This is a genomic window from Halocatena marina, assembly GCF_023276375.1.
Taxonomy (GTDB): domain Archaea; phylum Halobacteriota; class Halobacteria; order Halobacteriales; family Haloarculaceae; genus Halocatena; species Halocatena marina.
Genome location: NZ_JALLPK010000001.1, coordinates 2217935 through 2238597, shown reverse-complemented (window position 1 = coordinate 2238597; position 20663 = coordinate 2217935). Strand labels below are relative to the sequence as shown.

19 protein-coding genes are annotated in these 20663 nt (G+C 53.2%); 4 read left to right on the top strand and 15 right to left on the bottom strand.

Annotation, left to right across the window (positions count from 1 at the left end; genetic code table 11):
- Nucleotides 1-89: 89 nt before the first annotated feature.
- On the bottom strand, nt 90-704 hold the full coding sequence (locus MW898_RS10075; protein ID WP_248906859.1) for a methyltransferase family protein: 615 nt from the start codon (nt 702-704) through the stop codon (nt 90-92).
- A 142-nt stretch (nt 705-846) separates the two neighbouring features.
- Here MW898_RS10075 and MW898_RS10070 point away from each other — a divergent pair, with 142 nt between their 5' ends.
- On the top strand, nt 847-1524 hold the full coding sequence (locus MW898_RS10070) for a helix-turn-helix domain-containing protein (RefSeq protein WP_248906857.1): 678 nt from the start codon (nt 847-849) through the stop codon (nt 1522-1524).
- 94 nt (nt 1525-1618) lie between these two features.
- On the opposite strand, the gene MW898_RS10065 is transcribed toward MW898_RS10070, so the two are convergent.
- The 10 genes from MW898_RS10065 to MW898_RS10020 all read right to left on the bottom strand — a co-directional run bounded on the left by MW898_RS10065 (nt 1619) and on the right by MW898_RS10020 (nt 10196).
- Nucleotides 1619-2212, bottom strand: coding sequence for an NUDIX hydrolase N-terminal domain-containing protein (locus tag MW898_RS10065; RefSeq protein WP_248906855.1), 594 nt, complete (start codon nt 2210-2212; stop codon nt 1619-1621).
- Nucleotides 2213-2362: 150 nt separating this feature from the next.
- The gene (locus MW898_RS10060; RefSeq protein WP_248906853.1) at nt 2363-2956 is read right to left on the bottom strand and encodes an SCP2 sterol-binding domain-containing protein; all 594 of its coding nucleotides are present in this window, start codon (nt 2954-2956) and stop codon (nt 2363-2365) included.
- Nucleotides 2957-3275: 319 nt separating this feature from the next.
- On the bottom strand, nt 3276-4484 hold the full coding sequence (locus MW898_RS10055; protein WP_248906851.1) for an acyl-CoA dehydrogenase family protein: 1209 nt from the start codon (nt 4482-4484) through the stop codon (nt 3276-3278).
- A 1-nt stretch (nt 4485) separates the two neighbouring features.
- Entirely contained in the window at nt 4486-5058 is a 573-nt protein-coding gene (locus tag MW898_RS10050; protein WP_248906849.1) for an SCP2 sterol-binding domain-containing protein, read from the bottom strand.
- 127 nt (nt 5059-5185) lie between these two features.
- Nucleotides 5186-5911 (bottom strand): SCP2 sterol-binding domain-containing protein, encoded by a 726-nt coding sequence (locus MW898_RS10045; protein WP_248906847.1) that lies wholly within the window; start codon nt 5909-5911, stop codon nt 5186-5188.
- Nucleotides 5912-6072: 161 nt separating this feature from the next.
- Nucleotides 6073-6849, bottom strand: a complete 777-nt coding sequence (locus MW898_RS10040; RefSeq protein WP_248906845.1) for an SDR family NAD(P)-dependent oxidoreductase — start codon at nt 6847-6849, stop codon at nt 6073-6075.
- A gap of 490 nt (nt 6850-7339) precedes the next feature.
- A complete protein-coding gene (locus MW898_RS10035) occupies nt 7340-7603 on the bottom strand; it encodes an MTH865 family protein (protein ID WP_248906843.1) in 264 nt (87 codons plus the stop codon).
- A gap of 101 nt (nt 7604-7704) precedes the next feature.
- On the bottom strand, nt 7705-8355 hold the full coding sequence (locus MW898_RS10030; protein WP_248906841.1) for a helix-turn-helix domain-containing protein: 651 nt from the start codon (nt 8353-8355) through the stop codon (nt 7705-7707).
- A 35-nt stretch (nt 8356-8390) separates the two neighbouring features.
- Nucleotides 8391-9107 (bottom strand): HAD family hydrolase, encoded by a 717-nt coding sequence (locus MW898_RS10025; RefSeq protein ID WP_248906839.1) that lies wholly within the window; start codon nt 9105-9107, stop codon nt 8391-8393.
- 69 nt (nt 9108-9176) lie between these two features.
- Nucleotides 9177-10196, bottom strand: a complete 1020-nt coding sequence (locus MW898_RS10020; RefSeq protein ID WP_248906837.1) for an MBL fold metallo-hydrolase — start codon at nt 10194-10196, stop codon at nt 9177-9179.
- A 147-nt stretch (nt 10197-10343) separates the two neighbouring features.
- On the opposite strand from MW898_RS10020, the gene MW898_RS10015 reads away from it, so the two are divergent.
- From MW898_RS10015 to MW898_RS10005, 3 genes are all read left to right on the top strand, one after another.
- Nucleotides 10344-11120 (top strand): SDR family NAD(P)-dependent oxidoreductase, encoded by a 777-nt coding sequence (locus tag MW898_RS10015; RefSeq protein ID WP_248906835.1) that lies wholly within the window; start codon nt 10344-10346, stop codon nt 11118-11120.
- Nucleotides 11117-12118, top strand: a complete 1002-nt coding sequence (locus MW898_RS10010) for a TIGR04024 family LLM class F420-dependent oxidoreductase (RefSeq protein WP_248906833.1) — start codon at nt 11117-11119, stop codon at nt 12116-12118. Before MW898_RS10015 ends, MW898_RS10010 begins: the two co-directional genes overlap by 4 nt.
- Before the next feature lie 68 nt (nt 12119-12186).
- Nucleotides 12187-13893, top strand: coding sequence for a thiamine pyrophosphate-binding protein (locus MW898_RS10005; RefSeq protein ID WP_248906831.1), 1707 nt, complete (start codon nt 12187-12189; stop codon nt 13891-13893).
- Nucleotides 13894-14805: 912 nt separating this feature from the next.
- On the opposite strand, the gene MW898_RS10000 is transcribed toward MW898_RS10005, so the two are convergent.
- The 4 genes from MW898_RS10000 to MW898_RS09985 all read right to left on the bottom strand — a co-directional run bounded on the left by MW898_RS10000 (nt 14806) and on the right by MW898_RS09985 (nt 20088).
- Entirely contained in the window at nt 14806-15105 is a 300-nt protein-coding gene (locus MW898_RS10000) for a uracil-DNA glycosylase family protein (protein WP_248906829.1), read from the bottom strand.
- An 11-nt stretch (nt 15106-15116) separates the two neighbouring features.
- Entirely contained in the window at nt 15117-15296 is a 180-nt protein-coding gene (locus MW898_RS09995; RefSeq protein WP_248906827.1) for a hypothetical protein, read from the bottom strand.
- Between the two features lie 1093 nt (nt 15297-16389).
- Nucleotides 16390-19080, bottom strand: coding sequence for a phosphoenolpyruvate carboxylase (ppc, locus tag MW898_RS09990; RefSeq protein WP_248906825.1), 2691 nt, complete (start codon nt 19078-19080; stop codon nt 16390-16392).
- A gap of 195 nt (nt 19081-19275) precedes the next feature.
- Nucleotides 19276-20088 carry an aldo/keto reductase gene (locus MW898_RS09985; RefSeq protein WP_248909744.1) on the bottom strand — a complete coding sequence of 271 codons (813 nt, stop codon included), beginning with the start codon at nt 20086-20088 and terminating at the stop codon, nt 19276-19278.
- Nucleotides 20089-20663: the final 575 nt, after the last annotated feature.

Here is a 20663-nt window from a genome sequence, read left to right as displayed (position 1 = left end):
ACTGCGTACCAACTACGGGCTGGCTGTTAAAGGTTGAGGAATGGACGACTCACACCGGATACGTTGCTCGGGCGAGTCACCAGCACGATCTATCCTTGTGTCTGCTGTTGGGCGTCATCACCTCGCTTGCCGAGTGCTCGCACTGTCTCGCTACCGATGTAGCGAGGGATACGCTGGGCGTACTGCTCGTACGGCTCGCCATACTGCTCGCGTAGCCATGGTTCCTCGGCGAACGGGAACACGAACCACCACAGCAAGTAGATACCAGCCAACGGTACAACGAGCACCGCATCAGTCCACAGAATGTAACCGACTGTTGCCAGAATATATCCGACGTACTGTGGATTTCGAGAGAAACGATACCAGCCTCCAGTTCGTAACTCCCCGGCTCTCCCCGTGGTCTCATGGAATCCGAGGTCGTGTCCGGCGGCGATAGCGATGGCGTAGCCGAATATGAAGAGCACGAGACCAGTCGAAAACGTCCAGCCCGGCAATCCGAGCGTCCCCCACTCAAGATACGCGAGCGCGAGGAGACTGACATTCAAAACGTGCGAGAGACCCCACAAGCTGTAAAACTTCCATCCCTTCTCACCGGGTGGGTAGTACTCATACCAACCGAGGGCGCTGGCCACGACACCGATCGTATTGAGCGTCCCCGCGACGGCACCAATCACGAAGATCGCCCACGCCAATGTCGATGTCACGTACCGGTCACCTCTACTGAGTTAGTAGATGGAGATGAATTGTTGCTGTGCATCAGTACATGATGCCGTTGCTCGCGCCGAAACCTGTCGATTATCACGTCAGTACTAGCCGATTTATATGCAACATACCATACAACGCGACATGAAGTATCTCGATGCGCGTTTTCGACAACCGAGATGGATGATGCATCCGATGCAGCGGTTCGCTCGCGAGTCAGATGCTGTCTACTACGAAGAGCTGCACGCGTGGAACGTAATCGGGCGTGATCTCGATCTCGAATACGAACTGTTCTACGTCGAAGCCGAGCGTGAGCGATACGAAGCAAAACTCAACGCAGTCGAATCGATCAGATGGTACGATCTGACACCGATTGATGAACAATCGTTTTACACGTACGTCTGCCAAGAAACGCGAGACGAAGACATCGAGTGGCGCCGCGCATTCATAGCACTCGACTTACTCGTCGTCCCGCCGATTGTCTACGACGACGCGGGCGATTTCTACATGACCATCGTCGGCACGGGCGAAAACATTCGACAAATGCTCGAGGAACTCCCCGAAGAGATCGACACCACTGTCAACGCGATCGGCGAGTACGATCGTCGCCACAGTACGGTCGCTGGTGATCTGACTGACCGCCAACTGGAGGCCGTCACAGTGGCTGCTGATCTCGGCTTCTACGATGTCCCGCGGGAAGCCACCGTTGCAGATGTCGCAAACAGATTGGATTGTGCTCCATCGACCGCTTCGAATTTACTCCAGAAAGCCGAGGGGAGCGTGATGGAACGCGTTGTCGATCGCCACGGTCGACGCGCCTGATCGATAAATCTCATCAGGTTCTCCCAAGATTTCCTTCTGCTGGGATTGGTGACCACACGAGAATCTTTATGACTCCCAGTATCTGGGTTCTGGCTCACGCTGTGTGCTCGTTCCACGCTGTTCGTGCATCGATTGCAACCTCACCGTGATCTCGAAACCACGCCGGTACGTCTCCGATCGACCAGAATTGCAACGCCTCCCCTTCTGAGAGGCGTAGCTCACCTCCCACAACATCACACAGATAGACCACGGCGACAGCACCGTGTGGTCCGTAGAGACCATCGGGAGGCGTGTAATAGTGATCGATGAGATCGGCGATTTCAACGTCCAATCCAGTCTCTTCTTTTGCCTCTCGGACTGCGGCTTCGGCCGGTGATTCGGTCACATCCACGTATCCACCGGGGAAACACCACGTTCCGCTGTCCGGCCGTTTCATCAACAGTTGGCGACCGTCGCTATCGAAGATGGCAGCCGACGCCCCGACTTTTGGCGTAACGTATCCGAGCTCTGCCGCGAGTCGTGTTCGAACCTCACTCTCCGGAAGATTGAGTGTCTCCCCGTAGTACATCTCGACCAACTCCAACAAGCGATTGTATCGCTCTCTGTCGTATGGATCGTCGGTGTATGCGAGACCGGTCTGTGCCATCGCGCGCAACTCATCGAGCAGCGAGAGTAGATCCACATCCATAGCTGACGTATGAATGCAACGATGATATACCGGGGTCATACAATTTCCGTGTGCGAATCGTTAGGACGAAAACGTTCGACGCCCCATCAGGTTATTTTGAAAACTTCATTTCGCTCGCTCGACACCAAACAGTTCCTGAGCGAGCATCGTTCAAAACAGGTGAGTGGTCTCGATCCCGCTTGCGACGTCTCCGAGGAGCTGTGTCGCAGTCGCGTACTGGAGCACCCGCTGCATGTCTCCATCGACCTTGAGATCACCACTCATCACGGCTGGGATGGGATCCTGTTCTCCATCGACGATTTCCTGCCACGTTTCGTATGAACCACGGAGAATGAAGCCGGTCTCCCGATCATCAGGTCCACTGAGAATGTCGACTTCGGTACATCCACCGTCTTTCAGCCCGATGAACGCGTACACTGTACTGTCGACGATGTATTCATCGACCTGCCGGAGGAGTTCACGACTTTGATCCGGGAGATGTTGTCGGATGTCCTCGCTAATGAGCGTCGCTGCTTGATCGAGTGGAATCTCTGCTAACTTGTCGTGGAGGTACTTCGGAACGCCTTCGAGCGCCGCTTCGGGTAACTCACCGATCGTTGTCTCTCCGAGTGGAATATCTGTAATGACGAAGAGAAACGCACCATCGAAGCCAACACCCCACCCCGATCCAGCATCGTCGAGTTGCTCATTCTCATTCAGCCGCTGCTTATATTTTTCTAACCATTGTTCTGTCGGATATAACACCGTTCTATCACACCGGGTAGACACAGACAGAACAAATAGATGAGTATTACGTGTTGGATGAGAAAATGTTTATGTATAGAAATTAATATTCACTGCCAATAATCGGTTCACGATAGAGGCATCTGATGCACATTATCTAATGACATGTATGTGACGTTGATCGGTGATTTCGTTGGACAGACCAGCCATGGCTCAATCGAGTGAATTAATCACAATCGCATGGCTGTGGTTGACATCCAGAAAATCGTGATCACTCGATGATCGATGGGCGTTCGTTACGCCCATTCCTGGCAGTCTATTCGCTGGCCGCTACACACTCTCACGTGTACGCACTCATATCTGTGAGTTCGGAGCCGACGATGAGCTTCTGGATTTCAGTGGTTCCGTCTGGAATCGTCATGACCCGCGCATCTCGGTAGTAGCGTTCGAGTCGGTTTTCGGGCTTGAGCCCCTCGGCTCCGAAGACCTGAATCGCATCGTCGGTTACGTCTTTGCTCGTCTCGGCGGTGTATCCTTTTGCAAGCGAAGACATGAGCCGTGCCTCGGGATCACCCTCTTCAAGCAGCTCAGCAGCGCGTCGAGAGAGCTGGCGGGACGTCTCCAGTCCTGCTTTCATATCGTAGAGTTTCTCTTGGATGAGTTGGTGTTGGGCAATCGGTTTGCCAAACGTCTCGCGGTCGGTCGCATACGCGAGCGCCTCGTCGACGGCAGCTTGCATAATGCCAACAGCCATGAACGACATGCCCGTTCGCATGAACGAGAACGTCGCATTGAGAGGCTTCTGTTCGAAGAACAACTGCGTGACGCTCTCTGGGAACGGAACGATCTCGTTCATCTCGTAGCCGTCCATGATCGCGTTGCTGAAGATTGATGAGAGGCGATTATCCTCGTGCACACGCACTGAATCGAACGTGATTCGTGCATTCGAGACGCCTCTCCAGCCGAGCTTATCCAGCTCTTCGGTCTCGAAGGAGGCGTTCTCACGATCGACGAGGAACATGTCCTGTGCCCCCGTCGACTCGTCGTGGGCGACTACGAGACACACGTCCGCGTAGTGAGCGTTCCCGACCCAGATCTTCTCGCCGTCGATCACGAACTCATCGCCATCCTTGCGGGCGGTCGTGCGAGGCCGAGCAGTGTCGCTTCCCCCACTCGGTTCGCTCACCGCAAGCGATCCAAGACACTCACCGGCTTCGAGCTTCGGGAGCATCGCCTCACGGGTTTCCTCGGAAGCGAACCGAACGAACACCGACGGGAACGACATCATCAGTCCAACGTTCAAGCTGGGCCAGACGTAGCTGACTTCCTCTGCGGTGAGCATGAACTTCCATACGTCACCGAAGAACTCCGGAGCTGTCTCCGGATCGAATCCGATCCCCAGCTCTCGAAGGTCGGAGACGAACCCCATCAGCGTCTCTCGATCCATCGGCCCATTCCTGTCTAATTCGTCGACAACCGGATCAACGTTCTCCTGAAGGTACCCACGGAGATCGGCCCGGAACGCCTCCTGCTCGTCGGTCAAGCGCATTTCACTGAGCCGCCTGTGCCTCGTCTGAGAGTGTGTTCATGATCGGTGCCAGTCGAGTTCCCTTCTGGACGGGACCGTCCATCTGGTACTGCTGTTGCATGAATCCCTGAATTGGGTCGACGTTCCCGGTGATGAGTCCGACGAGCACGCTTGCCGGGCCAGTGATAGCAAGGTCAGGCTCATCGAGATGTCCAGCGCCTCCACTGATCGTCTCTTCGGTCGCGTTCACTTCGAGATGACCCGTCATCGGACAGTCCTCGGCTTCGAAATTGACGGTGATGTCGTCGGTGATCTGCTGTTGAACGGTGTCGTTACGCTCGGCGACAACCCGCACGCCTGACCAGAGCAGTTCTTGAAACTGATCTGCCGTCTCAGGATTCGCGGAGACGAACGACGCGATGTCCATCTCGCTCATCCGAGCGAGGATTCGTGAGATGAGCTCTGGGTGCTCACGTACGATGTCGTCGGATTGGCCGTCGATGTCGTCGAGCAACCCCGGTAGTTCCGATTCGAGCTCTGCGTCGTCTTTCTCGAACGATTCTTCGATCCGTTGAATGAGGTCATCGTCAGTCATTGGTCTCGTTTCTGTCGACCCGCGTCTGTGGGCCGGTTGTACCTCACTGTACCAGGGAAACGAGAATGGATCTATCTCATTGGATACTAGGGTGTTTATATGCGGCTGAATGATGCAGAACGGTTCGTTAGAAGAGGAATCGGGCGTCTGTTTCCGCCGAAACTTCCGTCATCGTGACGGCAGCGTCCGAGTACTGAAGGATCTTTTGCATATCCCCATCGACTTCCATCTTGCCACCCATGATCTGGTTGATGACGTTTGCTTCACCGCTGACAAGCTTCTTCCACTGGGAGTACTCTCCGGAGATGACGAACCCGTGTTCGCGCTCGTCAAGACTCGTGAGAATATCCACGTTCTGACAACCTCCATCGTGGAGATCAAGATACGAGTAGACGACTGAGCCGTCGATGATATATTCCTCAGTCTGCTCGATTAGTTCCAACAACAGTTCGGGAATCTCGGCTTCTAGTTCGGACCACATGCGGTCGGAACTTTCGTCGAGTGACGTTTCCATGATCTCCACACAGGCCTGCTCTCGGAGTGATCCCGATCGATCGGTTATGTCCGCCTGAACGTCCTCAGGAGCGGCCGAAATAATTCTTTCAAGCTCATCGTCCGACAGCGAATCGAGTGAAGCTTCGACCGAGTCGACGAGTTCTTCCGGAAGGTCTGCGATGGTGCGGTCTCCGAGTGGAACGTTCGTAATCTGAAACACCATACCGCCTTCCCAACCGACGCCCCATCCAGAGCCGGTATCGGATAACCGATCACTCTGGTCTAAGCGCTGTCCGTACGTCTCTAGCCATGGCTCTGTCGGAAAATACTGCTCGATGGTGTATTCTTGGGTACTCATGATGATTCTGTCGTGACGGATGGCCACCAGACGATCCTATATTCACTATCATTAATGTTGACAATACTGCCGCGTATCAGAGGTAATTTATGTACGACTGTCTCTCTCGGCTGTATTCGCCGTTGGTTGACCAGCGAATCAGAGAGAACGGTTGGGTATAATCAGAAACTGAATAGATCGACGCCACCCGTGACGCCAACGACCTGACCAGTGATGTAGCTTGCCTGTTCGCTACAGAGGAACGCAACGAGGTTAGAAACGTCTTCTTCACGGCCAAGCTGTCTCATCGGCGTTGCCTTTGCAATGCGAGCGAAATGCTCATCGACCTGCTCAAGCTGTTCGACAGGAAGGTCTGCAAGCGCGCCGACGACGATGTTTGGTGTCACGATATTGCACGTAACGCCACTCTGTGCACCTTCGAGCGCGAGCGTCTTCCCGAAGCCGATGAGCGCGGCCTTCGTCGCCGCATAGGATGCTTGTCCGAAACCGCCCTGCCAACCGGCCATCGAGGACATGTTGATGATACGACCCCACTCACGCTCACACATCGCCGGAAACACCTCGCGGGTGATATTGTACGTTCCGGTGAGGTTGATGGACATATCACGATCCCAGATGTCGTCGTCGTAATCTTTCATCCGAGAACGAGCATCGACCATTCCGGCGTTGTTGATGAGAATATCGATCCCTCCAGTCTCTTCACGAAGTGCCTCAATCGTTCCACTCACATCATCTCGGTCGGTCAGATCACACTCAATGGCGTGAGCGGTCCCGCCGTTCGCTTCGATGTCGCTGGCAACGTTTTCGGCCGCGTCTTCTTTCACATCGAGGACAATAACCTCCGCTCCCTCCTCGGCGAACACACGACAGTCCTCGCTTCCGATGCGTCCAGCACCGCCCGTCACAAGAGCAGTCTTATCATCGAATCCAAAATCCATTACGGCCGGATGATGGAGGATGCCCAACTAATAATTTCCCTACCGGATACACGGTTGCTTATATAACCGGTCGAGACTCTCCACGGATTGACCGTGTGGATACATCGGTCTCTTCGGTTGCGTCCTCTGAACTACTAATTCACGTTCATTCACGTATACCAGTCGTACAATCCGGCAACCACATTGGTCTTCAAGGGAGGATACCGCACGTGAGTTGCAGCCCACCGAATGTCACAAAAAGCGCTATTACGTCAAGAGATCGGCGTCATCGATGATCTGATAGGCGGTGATTTCGAACTCGGTGGAGGTATGCAGAAAGTGCTTTAGTACTCAGATGCTGCAGTCAGACTCACTGAACTGGCCGCCGATCTCGACGCTGAATTTGTCGACGAATGGTATTAACCGTTTTGTGACCTTCGTCTATGAGCGTAACTTCGAGTTCGCGTTCGAATCTGATCTGCGTGCCGATTTTATATCTGCCCAGAGATCGTTACTCTTCGTCGAAATATCCCTCTTCCTCGAGACCGCCCATGATGTCATCGACGAGACCGTCTACACTGTCGTATGGGAACGATTGTTGGCCGCTGGCCTGAGCATTGAGTTCCATGGCGGTGAAGCTTACGTCCCCCGATTCGAACGTCGTTGCCGGTCCGTTCGGAAGCGCCGGGACGAGATCCATCGGGCTGTTGACGGGATAGTTCGCACCTTCAAATGCATCGTGGAGCTGCTGTCTGAGATCGTCTCGATCAACCATTACGAACACCGGTAGTGAATCACAATACGTAGACCTACCGCCTCTGATACCCGTGGTATTAAGTAGGCCGTCTAGGTGATGGCCCGACGGCTCTCTGGTTCTTAGGGTGTGATTTCGCCGAGGAGCTTTGCTTCTATCTTTCGGAGATGTTCACCGACTGTCCCACCGGAGCAGTTGAGCGACTCGGCGACGTCCTGATGTGTGACCTTCCGCGGGACTTCATAGTAACCCTGCTGGATGGCCTCTTGGAGAATCTCCTGTTGGCGTTCGGTGAGGAGCGAGAACAACCGCTCAGTACTCGGTTCATATTCTCCCAGCTGTTCGAGTTTGAAATGGAGGGTGCTCGGCATGGCTGGCATCGCTTTACGAAAAACATCCTCCTCTCCGATGACCGTCACCCGAAGTCCACCGCGATGTGTGAACACCATTGGGGTGTCGACGACCAGTTCGTACTCGTTCGGAATGGTGAGTAGCTCAGTGATAGTCTCGTTTGCCTCTAAATGGATGTATACGTGGTGGCTCTCCCTCGTTTCGGTGACGTTGTACTCCAACACCTCCGCCGAGTTAGCGAGGATGTCTTCGATGGCGTCGAGGTCGCCATCAAGTTCGAAAATGACAACTGCAGTCCCGTCTGCAAGGAGATTGATGTGCTGGATCGATCGCCGAGTTATTCTTGAGTCGATCCCCAGCTCTTGATCTGTCTTAGTCAACCCCCCGTCAGCTGGGATAATGACGAAGGTAATATATCTCATTCGAACAGGTTTCTGATTTCAAGACGTATATACCTTCACCGTCGGGCGTGGTTTGGTTGTTGCCCCTCGATAAGATCACAGAGCACGGAGAGATCATCAACGGTGTAATCGACACTCTCACTGCCCGCGTGTTCGACAGCGCTGTTGCCGTACGCTACGGTGACCAGTCCGGCTCGTGTGCCACCCTGCATGTCGTGCTTGTAACGGTCTCCGATATACAGTGCGCATTCGGGTTCAACGGAGGCCTTTTCGAGTGCTGCGTCGAACATCGCTGGATCTGGCTTCGTTCGGCCGATCTCCTCGGAGGTCGTGATATGATCGAACCGGTCCACAACCCCAAACCGTGTGAGTATCGCGTCTGCTTCCCACGTGTCGATATCCGATATAATTCCGAGATACACGTCCATTTGATCGAGTGATCGAATCGTCTCGACTGCGTTCGGATTTGGTTGTAAGCACTCTTCACTCGCAGCTTCGAAGGCTGTCAGCCACGTTTCTTCTGGGACCTCGTAGCCGACGGCAGCGTCGATAGCACGTTGATACCCGATCTTCGCCCGTCGGTACTCGGTGCCATCGCGCCCGTTAAAATACTCACCGAGCGATGATCGCCAGTCCGCGATAAGCGATTCTACGTCTTCAATCCCTTCTTGATCGGCAATCCGTGCGAGTAATTCAATGTGGCCTTCTCGAACGGACGCAAGATCGAGAATGACCCCGCCGATATCGAAGAACACTCCGTCGTATTCGGTCATGATGGTGTGAACGTAGCTAGGTCGTATCTGTGTAATGATGTTGTGAGGGGTTCTCGATGTACTGGGAGTTCATCGTGATCGATACCGACGAACGCCGTCAGTCGTTACCGCCTCAATCCGTTTCTCTTTTTCGAGGTGTCTGAGCGCAGCGACGACTTCAGCAGCGATGTACGTGGTATCCCGGCCACCAGCACGCTCTTCAGCGATTTCGGCTGCAGTCTTCAAACGCGGATACGACGCCGAGGATCGATCGTGATCGTGTTCGTGGTCAGAGTCGTTTTGGAGTGTTTTGACGGTTCGATCGAGCATTCGATTGAGGCTCGCTCGGTCTCGTTTGATGGCGTCATCAAAGCCAGTGTGCGATGGTCCGTGACCGGGGTAGACTCGATCAACGTCGAGCGATTCGAGTCGATCGAGTGCCGTGTGGAATTCGTCGATCGCGGTTTCGACGCCTCGATCGAGACCGGCATGGAGGACGACTGGTCGGAACGGTTCAATAGCCATATCACCGGAAACGAGCACGCGCTCGTCGTTCAGTCCGACGAGATAACAACAGTGATCCGCCTGATGGCCCGGTGTGTGGAGGACATCCACGGACGTGCCCCCAACAGTGATCGTCTCACCATGATCGACCCACACGTCGACGCTCTCGATTGGGAGGAGTTCGCGGTTGCGCCGGAGTGATTCGACCGCTTTTCCGACGAGCAGGTCGAGTTCTCCGTCCGCGAATCCCGCTGCTTTCCCGTTCTTTCGGACGATTTCTTCGAGTGCTGAGAGATCACGAGCGAACCGTTCTTGCACACCGATTGGCGCGTAGATCGTCGGTGAAGCGGCTTCGATGATCGTCGGTACCTGCCCGATGTGATCGATGTGTGGATGAGTGAGGACGAGATGTTCGATATCACTGAGTTCGTGTCCATGCTCGCCGAGCGTCTCGCGTAGTTGTTCCTCACTGCCCGAATCTGGCATTCCGGCGTCGATCAGGACCGGATCATCACAGTCGACAAGATATCCTGCGACGTGTCCCGGTGGCCAGTTGACATCGTACTCAATTCGATGAATCGGGACGACCCGCTCGCACTGTTTCATTACCATCACAACCCGCGGAACGCGAATAAGACTGACGTTGAACACAACGCTCCCGGAGACTATGATTGAGAACCGACATCACCGTCGTTTATATATTACCGTTCATAATGGACAACGTGAATCAACGATGGAGCAGGTGAGCTGCACGTGAGGACCGATCAGTTCAGTGTCGACGGGAAAACAGTACTCATCACGGGTTCCTCGCAGGGAATCGGGAAAGTAACCGCAGAACGATTTGCGGCCGACGGTGCACGCGTTGTTGTCTCTTCTCGTTCACAGGAGAAGATCGACAGCGTTGTGGCCGACATCGAAGAACGTGATGTCCCTGGTGAGGCAATTGCGGTCGAATGTGACGTCCGCGAACGCGATGCTGTCGAGGCACTCATCGAGGCGACCGTCGAGGAGTTCGGTGGTCTTGACGTGCTCGTGAACAACGCGGGAGCGAGCTTCATGGCGAACTTCGAGGGCATTTCTGAGAACGGCTGGAAAACGATCGTCGACATCAACCTCCACGGAACGTACCATTGCTCACAGGCCGCTGGGGAATACATGCGCGAAAATGGTGGAACCATCGTCAACCTCGCTAGTGTTGCCGGGACCGAGGGAGCACCGTACATGAGCCATTACTCGGCTGCGAAAGCGGCGGTCGTGAACCTCACCCGGACGCTCGCGTTCGAGTGGGCGAGCGACGACGTTCGAGTAAACTGTATTGCTCCGGGGTTCGTTGCTACCCCCGGTGTTGAAGCGCAAATGGGCGTTACTGCAGATACGATCGATCGATCGACGGTGGAGCGACGGATGGGCCTGAGTGAGGAAATTTCTGACACGATCCAATTTCTCGCTAGCCCTGCCTCTTCGTATATCACAGGTGAAACGATCGTGGCTCGCGGCGTTCCCGACATCATGGAAACGCCTGACGTATGAGCACAAGAGAGGTATCGCTCCCAGTCGCGTCGCAACCGAGCGCCGATGCGTTCGTAGCACTGGCCCAGCGCGCCGAATCATTAGGATACGACCGAGCGTGGCTTCCCGAGACGTGGGGCCGCGACGTGGTGACGATGCTTGCGACCATCGCTGCACGGACCGACGAGATTGGTATCGGTCCGAGCATCATGCCGGTCTACTCCCGTTCGCCTGCCCTCATCGCGCAGACGGCTGCCACACTGCAAGAAGTTTCACAGGGGCGATTCCGGCTCGGTCTCGGACCGAGCGGCCCGCTCGTTATCGAGAACTGGCACGGTGTGCCGTTCGTCCGTCCCCTCCGATACACCCGCGAAACGATAGAGATCGTCACACGAATTCTCTCGGGTGAAGAAGTGACGTACAACGGCGAGCTATTCGATCTTTCGGGCTTTCGATTGCGCTGTGATTCGCCCGAACCACGCCCACGAATTGATGCGGCGGGCATGGCACCGAAATCGGTGGAGCTGGCAGGTCGATTTGCTGATGGCTGGCACGCACTCATGCTAACGCCCGACGGGTTCCGTGACCGGTTGGACGATCTCCAGCGCGGAGCCGAACTCGGAGGACGCGACCCGGACGCCGTTCGAACGACGCTCTCTCTCACCTGCTGTGCACTCGATGACGGCGAGCGGGCGCGAAAGCTCGTTCGACAACACATCGTTTTCTACGTCGGATCGATGGGAACCTTCTATCGAGATTCGCTCGCTCGACAGGGGTACGAAGAGACCGCACACGAAATCTACGACCGGTGGCAGAACGGCGACCGGGAAGGAGCGATGAATGCAATGTCGGATGATTTACTCGACCAACTAGCGGTCGCCGGAACACCGAGTGCAGCCCGCGATCGGATCGAAACGTTCGCGGCACTCGATGGTGTGGATGCACTTTCCGTTTCTTTCCCCCGTGCTGGCAAACGAGATGACATCGACGCAACCCTTGATACACTCGCTCCAGAATAAACACACTATGTTTTCGGTATCAACTCTGCTGATCGGACGGCACACGACCAACTCGTGGAGGCAAGCGAATGAGTGACAGTCAGACGGGTGCGGATCTGTTCGTGGATGCCCTTTCTCAGTACGGCGTGTCTCGCGTCTTCGGGAACCCTGGGACGACCGAGCTACCGGTCTTGAATGCGCTTGCCGACAGCAACCTCGAATACGTGCTCGGCTTACACGAAGACATCGCGGTCGGAATGGCTGCTGGATACGCGAGCACGCGTCGGTATCACGGTCATAACCAAGAGCACGACCAAGACGCTCACGCTAATCCTCCAGTTGGTGTCGTGAACCTCCATATTACACCGGGACTGGCTCACGGTCTCGGCAATCTCTTCGCGGCGAAGTGGGCCGGCGCACCCGTTGTTGTCACTGCTGGCAACCACGAGCTCGATTTCCGCCACGAAGAGCCGCTTCTGTCTGGAGATCTCGAAGCGATGGTCGAACAGTTCACAAAATTCAGCGCGGAAGTCACCGACGTGAATGCCCTGCCCCTCCTCCTCAGACGAGCGTTTCGAACCGCACTTACACCTCCGATGGGGCCGGTCTTTCTCGCGCTCCCAATGGACGTAATGTTGGCCGAGACCGACGACGAGCCACAGCGACTCGGTGCAGTTCCGAACGCGGGACGCGGTGATCCTGCACAACTGGAGCAGGCCGCTACTGCGCTCGCCGAGGCAACGGAACCGATGCTCGTCGTCGGCGATCACGTCGCTCGCGCTGGCGCGGTTGATTCGGGAGTCGAACTCGCCGAAGCAACAGGTGCCCGCGTCCACGGCGAGATTCTCGCCTGTGAAGTCAACTTCCCCGGAGATCACGAACAGTGGCTCTCCTACCTACCGCCCGCAGAAGGAATCGCGTCGATGTTAATGAACACCGACACGATCGTTTTCGTCGGCTGTTCGACCAACACGACGCTCATGCGCCACGAGAACGCGCTCGTCGACGACGCAACCACCTGCATTCATATCAGCGACGCCCCAGCAGAAATCGGAAAACGACAGCCCGCTGATGTCGCTATTATCGGGGATCCGGGCCTCGTGATGGATGACCTCGCAGAGCGCGTCCAGCAGCGACTGTCCGATGAAAAACGCGAAGAACGACTCGAATCTGTGCGGACGATGAAGCAATCAATTTCGGGGATCGTCAAGTCGATGGGTGAAGACGAGACGCCAGCGGGAGAGACGCGCGCCTCGAAGGCCGAACTTGTCGATACGATGCGCTCGGTCGCACCAGAGTGCTATATTGTCGACGAAGGCATTACAGCCAAATATCCGCTGTTGACTCGGTGGCCAATGAGCAAACAGCAGTTCATCTCGAATAAGGGCGGCGGTCTGGGTTACGGTCTTCCTGCAAGCGTCGGAGCGGCAATCGCAGAGGCAGAAACCGATGATCCGAGAGACGTAGTCGGGTACATCGGTGACGGATCCTACCTCTACTATCCACAGACGCTGTACACCGCTGCTCGTTACGACATCGATCTAACGGTTGTGGTCCCTGACAACCGGAACTATCGGATTCTGAAGGACAACACGAACGCAATCTTCGGTGGGGATGACGAGGATCACACCTTCGTTGGGATGGATTTCGAACCACCAGTCGACATTCCGATGAACGCCGAAAGTCATGGCGCACGAGGACACCTCGTCGAGACGCCCGACGAAATCGAGGAAACGTTCGAAGAGACACTCTCTACCACCGGACCGGACGTGCTTGACGTACTGGTGCACGACTAACGGCCGAAACAGCTATTTTCGGATTCGACGTTCTTGCCTCCGTTTTATTTCTATCGAGCATCCCCGACGATTCCAGCGTCTGTTTCGGATGATGGAGGCAGATGTGATACTGGTTAGCAGCAGCTCTTATTTCCACACAGCAACTATTTTGATTATTATTTGTGATAAATACATTCGGCTGATATTACTGTTATAGAAGTAATTGTACGTATCTCTAAGACAAGATTTCTATTGGAAATCGATATTACTCAAGCAGTGTTGATTGAGTTGAATCACCGCTTTTGACTTGGAATAGAGTCGACCAATCGGTCACTATTGTCGGAGTAAAGAATGCGAACATTTAATAATTAGTCAGAAACAGCGATGTAGAGGTGAACACTCGTAAATTAGTCGATGTTCTAAATATCCAACTTTTGAACGCTCATTTCTGATGGAGTAATATCTGATATCTGGATCCAATTTGGAATAATAAAGGAGTAAATATTGACATTTGCGCCGGCATATGACGAGATATCGGGATATAGAGCGATATCGCTAATTAATTGTGAACATATAATAACTAACAGTTGCAGCTACATGTCTCGACTGATTGGTCCAACAGATGATAATAATTCACTCTATAATCAATCCTGTAGTTAGATGATCTCACTACTAAAAACACGGAATTAGTATATTATAACGTGAATAGATATGTGAATACATCCAATGTTCTATATCTAATATGTGAAATCTGACTACACGTACTGCCAATTGCAATTGACTTTTTGATACTGTATGGTTGGAAATGTAAAAGCAACCATATCGAGATTGTGAGTTGGCACGTCAGCGTTGTGTGTCTTAGTTTTTCAATGAGAAAATCATAGGTATACATCTTGACAACTATAAGAACCAAATAAGTAACCAGAGGATGCTTCACATCGTCAGGAGCTCTGCTTTTTTCGCTGCAGTCTGCATATCTTCTTCGATTGCTTTCTTAATTCGGTCATCGTAGAACATTGAAGCAGGATGGTATGTTGGAATGGTCATGCGATCATCTCGTTCGAAATACTCTCCATGTTTGTCTGATATCTTTTCGTTCGTATCGAGAAGCGCACGTGTTGTACCATTTCCGAGCGTAACGATAACACTCGGAGCAACACGTTCTATTTCCGCGTCAAGGACAGGTTTCCACATCGTGATTTCATCACTGTGAGGATCACGATTGTCGGGCAAGCGCACTTTACTCAGATTGGTGATGTAGAGATCACGGCGGTCGATCTCTCTCGTTCGCCGGGTGCCTCACCAACGAGCATGAGCGATGCGTTGAGTGGGCCACAACTCGGGACAAACTGTGAACGATCAAACTGCAGGTCGTGTGTCTCGGACGCTTCTTCGAACACCGTTTCGAAATCGATGGAAGTCATTGTTCTGTCTTATTTAACGGCACTTTCTGCGATTGGTTATCTTGTTTTCAAGCTGATGAGTGATGCCCCATCTCCCCCGACTGTCGTGAATTGGTCTCTTCAATCTGATTGCGCCAATGTTTCTTCTGTGTCCGGTACCGGACAGCGTGTTGCTTCCGTCCTCATCCTATTCGCCGGAAGGCGAGATAGTGTTACTGAGCATAGCTGTTGTGTGTTTGCGTTTTAGACTGCGCTTCGACACTGGGAAACGCTTGCTGCCGATTACTACACATTCGAATCGGTACTACCCGATCAGACTTGTGTATTGAACCTCTCTCTGGATGTCGGTTACCGATACCGATCACGTATATATTTGTAACGTATAACACCAGTGGATCGTCTTATTCGAGAAACTTGCTGTTGGATGAAACATCAGATAATGGTATAGTGTGAACATCACGAAGACAGTAGCATATACAAGCACATGCTCCATTATCAATACACCAATCTCAGTTCAAGGATAGTGTAGCATTGTCTACCACTGATTACACGTATGTATAGCCGATAATCTGGCTCACAAACGCTTCAAGTATAGGTTAGCAATATTTTCTTCCACAGCGTATACCAGTCAACGTCGTAAGAACACCGTCGTACTACATTTACAACTTTGGTTGCCAACCTTATTCCAATAATATTGTTTTTTAACTACGAATAATGGCCTGCTTCTGCAGGGAGCTACTTCTTGTGTATCGAACATTCTATCTCTCCGTCCGGAGACCGATCCATTTCGTAATGTGACTAACTTGGAGGGAACAGTAGACGTAGAATCGAAATACGCCGTATCTGATGTGTCGGTTACGCTGTCTGGTTCGATGGTTGTTACAATGTTACCATTGTAATCCTTGCCGAGGATCGACACAACATCTCATCCGGATCGGGCGCTCGCGACGTACACTTTTCAGTATACAGTGTGATCAGTAGTGAGGTTGCGTCTCAAACACCTTGCTTGTGTATGGTGATTCCAATGGTTGAGAACGATCTTCGGTTGGTTGGTTTCACAGTCAAACTGCAATTTTGGAGAATAGCGTCGTCTGTCACCGATGACGACAGTGGATCAGCCCGTGTTTTTCATACCTGCAGCAATCCCATTAATTGTTAGTCGAAGCGCACGCTCTTCTTCTGACGTGCGTTCGGTCGTTTCGAGGAGACGGACTTGCAAGAGATTGAGCGGATCAACGTACGGGTTGCGTCGTTCGAGACTCTCTCGGAGCCATTCACGATCAATGAGGTGAGTTCGATCCGTGATCGTCAACACGAGTTCGGCTGCGCGTTCGTGTTCTGCGGTCAGCCGGGGGAAGATTCGATCGCGGAGTGTGTCGTCAGCGAGAGTCGCGTATTCGGCGGCAATTTCCATATCTGTGCGCGCAATCGCAAGCGCTGCATTATCGAGCGTCGTTCGGAAGAATGGCCATTCCGAATACATCTCCTGCAGGGTTTCGACGTCACCGCCGTCTTCGAGATAGGCGTCGATGCCAGCAGCGAGCCCGTACCATCCTGGGAGAATACATCGTGATTGCGTCCACGAGAACACCCACGGGATTGCACGAAGGTCCTCAACAGTACGTTCGTCAGATCGGGAGGCTGGACGCGAACCAAGATTGAGCGTTTCAATGACCGTAATCGGCGTTGCCTGTTCGAAGTAGGCGACAAAGCCGTCGGTTTCGAGCAGCTCTTGGTATTCCGTGCGTGCCGTCTCGGACATCGTGGCCATCGCGTCACGCCACTCCGATCGGATCGGCTCTTCTGGGTCGTTCAGAGAGCGAAGCCGTGAACGAAGCTGGGCTGTGAGCATCTGTTCGAGGTTTCGCTCGGCAATGCGAGGGTTGGCGTATTTTTCCGCAATTGCTTCCCCTTGTTCGGTGAATTTCACCTCGCCAGTAACTGTCTCACGAGGGAGCGCGAGCAGCGCTTCGTTCATCGGTCCACCCCCACGCGAAATTGAACCTCCTCGGCCGTGGAATAGCCGGAGATCGACATCGTGTGCATCGGTGATAGCTCCAAGTCGTCGTTGGTTGCGATAGAGCGCCCAGTTAGCCGCGAGAAATCCGTTTTCCTTGTTTGAATCAGAATAGCCGAGCATGATCTCCTGGGTGTTTCCACGAAGTGCGAGCGTTTGTGAGTACGCGTCGTTCTCGAACAGCGTTCCCATGATGTCGTCCGCATTAGAGAGCGCACTCTTGGTTTCGAGCAGCGGAACAATGTTTAGTCCGGAGTACTCTGGAAGCGAAACAACCCCGGCCTGATCAGCGAGAAACAACACTTCGAGAACGTGGCTTGGTTGCTCGGTCATGCTGATACAGTAAGAATCGATGGCTCCACTGCCGTACTCTGCCTGCCAATCCGAGAGGTGAGTAAATCGATCACAAACACGCGTTGTTGTTTCGGACAGTCCACCCGTTTCGGTAAGATCGATGACCGGCTGTTCTTGAAGGACCGCATCAGTGAGAAGAGCAATTCGCTCGTTCTCATTGAGTGTGCCGTAATCGAGCCCCTCGCGTTCGAGTGTCTCCTGGACGGCAGCAGTATGATTTTCACGGTGGTCACGCAGGTCCAAGTTCGCAAGGGTGAACCCAAACGTCTCGACCTTCCGCCGGAGCGGGACAAGATACGCATCGACGATCGAGTCTGCACCGTTGGCTCGGAGGCTATCGATCAGTTCACGCAGATCTGCGTCGAATTCGTCTGGCGCGTCGTACCCACCGGGACGAACGTCATCGATCCGGTCGAGACGTTCGTACATCAGTCGAACTTTCTGGCGGTACGGTTCGTCAGGATACGCCTCTTCGGCCGTCACGGCCACACTGGGAAGCGCATCACGATCTTCCTGAAGCGACTCTCGGAACGCAGCGTCGATCGAAAGCCGTGCACGGTCCTGACTCAATACCCCTGAGAGCGTATCGAGTTCCTCACGATATCGTTCGAGAACGAGCGACTGCTGTCGAGCGAGTGTGCGAGACGTCACATCAGGTGTCACGTGCGGATTGCCGTCTCGGTCACTGCCCGCCCATGACCGGAATTCGAACAGCTTCGGCACAGCGATCGACGCATCGATATCGCGTTCGAGGACCGATTCGAACTCAGTATAAACATCACCAATGACATCGAAGAGAACATTTTCGAGATACCACTGGACGTTGTGTGCTTCATCGTCCGGTGTCGGACGGCGACTACGAATCTGTGCGGTCTGCCAAAGACTCGTCACTGCTGCATCGAGTTCGCGTTCGAGATGCGCTCGTTCGATATCAGTATGTGACTGTTCATCGAGCCGTTCGAGCATGGCCGCAATCGATCTGAGCTTTGCCTTTATCGTTTTGCGGCGCGCTTCCGTTGGATGAGCCGTGAACGTCGGCTCAATCAACACATCATCGACGATCTGTTGAACAGTTGCTGAATCCACATCATCGAGGGCTGCCACTACGTCATCGAAGCTCCCTTCGAGTGTCTGGTTCTGAGACTCGGTTCGAACAGCTCGAACACGCTCGCGCTCCTCTGCGAGGTTAATTAGCTCGAAATATGTCGTAAACGCACGAGCAACGCTGCGTCGATGCTCGGGAGAAAGTGATGCGATATTCTCGCGCAATACCTCTCGTGAGGTACGGTCATCCCGTCGGTACTCAATCGCTGTCGTGCGAAGGGCTTCGACTGCCTCAAATGCTTCATCAGATGCCTGTGCTGCTAATACATCACCGAGCAACGAACCAAGCTCACGAACGTCTTGGCGAACGCCTCTGCTGTGTAATTCCATACCAATACACTGGTATCCATCTACTAAAACGTTCGCACTCACGAACAATTTCATTTAAATTATTTATTATGGATACAGGACGGCGTACCGTCTCTCGGTGTGTTTACTACTCGTATACGGAATTCAATAGTATACTCAAATCCTTGTCAATAACGCTCGTTCACGAACAGCGGTGCCAGTGAGTTCCTCAGAACGTCACTGGTTCCACGGTGCTCTGTCGGGGTCGATGAGCCGTTCTTCTTGCTCGATCGCATCGATCTGCTCAATGTCCTCCGTATCGAGCGACAGGGATCGTGCCTCGAAATTCTCCCGAAGGTGTGCCTCACTACTTGCCTTCGGAATCGGTACAACGTCTTTCTCTAACAGCCACGCGAGGCTGACCTGTGCTTCGCTCACGCCGTGTTTATCAGCGATCGTAGTCAGTTCGGGGACATCGAACACCTCACCTCTTGCGATAGGAGCGTACGCGACGAGAGTGTGATCGTGACGCTGAGCGTACGCGCGCAATTCATCCTGCTGAAGTAGTGGATGCATTTCGACCTGATGAGCAAAAATCGGTGCATCGAGTATCTCACGAGCCTCGTCGAGTTGGTGAGGCTCGAAGTTGCTCACACCAATATGACCGATCGTCCCTGTATCGTACAATTCATCGAATGCTGGAAGTGTAACCGCAGGATCATAGATGCCTGTCGGCCAATGCACATAGAGCAACTCGACGGTTTCGACACCGAGCCGTTGAAGACAGCCATCAACCGCTTGCAAAATGTCCTCGTACTCAGGCCCAGGAACATCGTGATGAACCGTCTTGGTCGCAAGGAAGATGTCTTTGCGTGGAACAGACGATTGGCGGATCCCTTCACCTACACTTTCTTCGTTTCCGTACACCTGCGCGGTGTCGACGTGTCGGTAACCCACATCCAGTGCAGTCGCAACGCTTTGTGTGCAGTTCTCGTCGCCAGCACTGGTGTACGTCCCCAGCCCCAATCTGAACGGTTCGGCGATATCCATACTCTCGGAAACGACGAGCGGTACCATAAAATCCCAGGTCCGTGTCCTCATGATCCGATTGTTGAGACACAGTTCATTTTTGATGTATCATCCTCTGTTGAGTCGGTTGGCTCAATCGAGACGAGCGACAATATAACAGATAAAAAGCAACTAAAGTGCGATTATTTAGATAAAAGTAAATATATTTTTGAATTTTCTTCAATCACTAGCCACTGCTGACTGGTAAATCTCCTAAATCGAACGTTTGTAGGCGAGAAACTCTATCTCTCAAAAACTATGGCAATCTCTACTCAAGTTTTCATCTTCACGAGACAGTAGAAACGTCTTCAATATTCGTGCGGTAGGTTCTAAAAGAGAACTTAACGGTTCGATTAGTTAATTTCCTTTGTGCTATATATTGGAAAGCAGAGCGTCTTTCTTAAACAGATGGTGACTAATCTGATCGTGCTTATGCTACATCCGTTTGATTCATATTTAGTGTCCACTCTGCACAGAAGGCTGTGGCCAGTACTGGTGCGGCCTCGTCGTTCAATTGATTCGTTTTTCATATAGGAACGCTATGTGGATTCAATCTC

Excerpts from the sequence above, each read along its gene's own strand:
- MW898_RS10070 (WP_248906857.1), top strand. The coding sequence starts at position 847 with ATGAAGTATCTCGATGCGCGTTTTCGACAACCGAGATGGATGATGCAT.
- MW898_RS10065 (WP_248906855.1), bottom strand. The coding sequence starts at position 2,212 with ATGGATGTGGATCTACTCTCGCTGCTCGATGAGTTGCGCGCGATGGCA.
- MW898_RS10055 (WP_248906851.1), bottom strand. The coding sequence starts at position 4,484 with ATGCGCTTGACCGACGAGCAGGAGGCGTTCCGGGCCGATCTCCGTGGG.
- MW898_RS10050 (WP_248906849.1), bottom strand. The coding sequence starts at position 5,058 with ATGACTGACGATGACCTCATTCAACGGATCGAAGAATCGTTCGAGAAA.
- MW898_RS10045 (WP_248906847.1), bottom strand. The coding sequence starts at position 5,911 with ATGAGTACCCAAGAATACACCATCGAGCAGTATTTTCCGACAGAGCCA.
- MW898_RS10040 (WP_248906845.1), bottom strand. The coding sequence starts at position 6,849 with ATGGATTTTGGATTCGATGATAAGACTGCTCTTGTGACGGGCGGTGCT.
- MW898_RS10035 (WP_248906843.1), bottom strand. The coding sequence starts at position 7,603 with ATGGTTGATCGAGACGATCTCAGACAGCAGCTCCACGATGCATTTGAA.
- MW898_RS10030 (WP_248906841.1), bottom strand. The coding sequence starts at position 8,355 with ATGAGATATATTACCTTCGTCATTATCCCAGCTGACGGGGGGTTGACT.
- MW898_RS10025 (WP_248906839.1), bottom strand. The coding sequence starts at position 9,107 with ATGACCGAATACGACGGAGTGTTCTTCGATATCGGCGGGGTCATTCTC.
- MW898_RS10020 (WP_248906837.1), bottom strand. The coding sequence starts at position 10,196 with ATGAAACAGTGCGAGCGGGTCGTCCCGATTCATCGAATTGAGTACGAT.
- MW898_RS10010 (WP_248906833.1), top strand. The coding sequence starts at position 11,117 with ATGAGCACAAGAGAGGTATCGCTCCCAGTCGCGTCGCAACCGAGCGCC.
- MW898_RS10005 (WP_248906831.1), top strand. The coding sequence starts at position 12,187 with ATGAGTGACAGTCAGACGGGTGCGGATCTGTTCGTGGATGCCCTTTCT.
- MW898_RS09995 (WP_248906827.1), bottom strand. The coding sequence starts at position 15,296 with ATGACTTCCATCGATTTCGAAACGGTGTTCGAAGAAGCGTCCGAGACA.
- ppc (WP_248906825.1), bottom strand. The coding sequence starts at position 19,080 with ATGGAATTACACAGCAGAGGCGTTCGCCAAGACGTTCGTGAGCTTGGT.
- MW898_RS09985 (WP_248909744.1), bottom strand. The coding sequence starts at position 20,088 with ATGGATATCGCCGAACCGTTCAGATTGGGGCTGGGGACGTACACCAGT.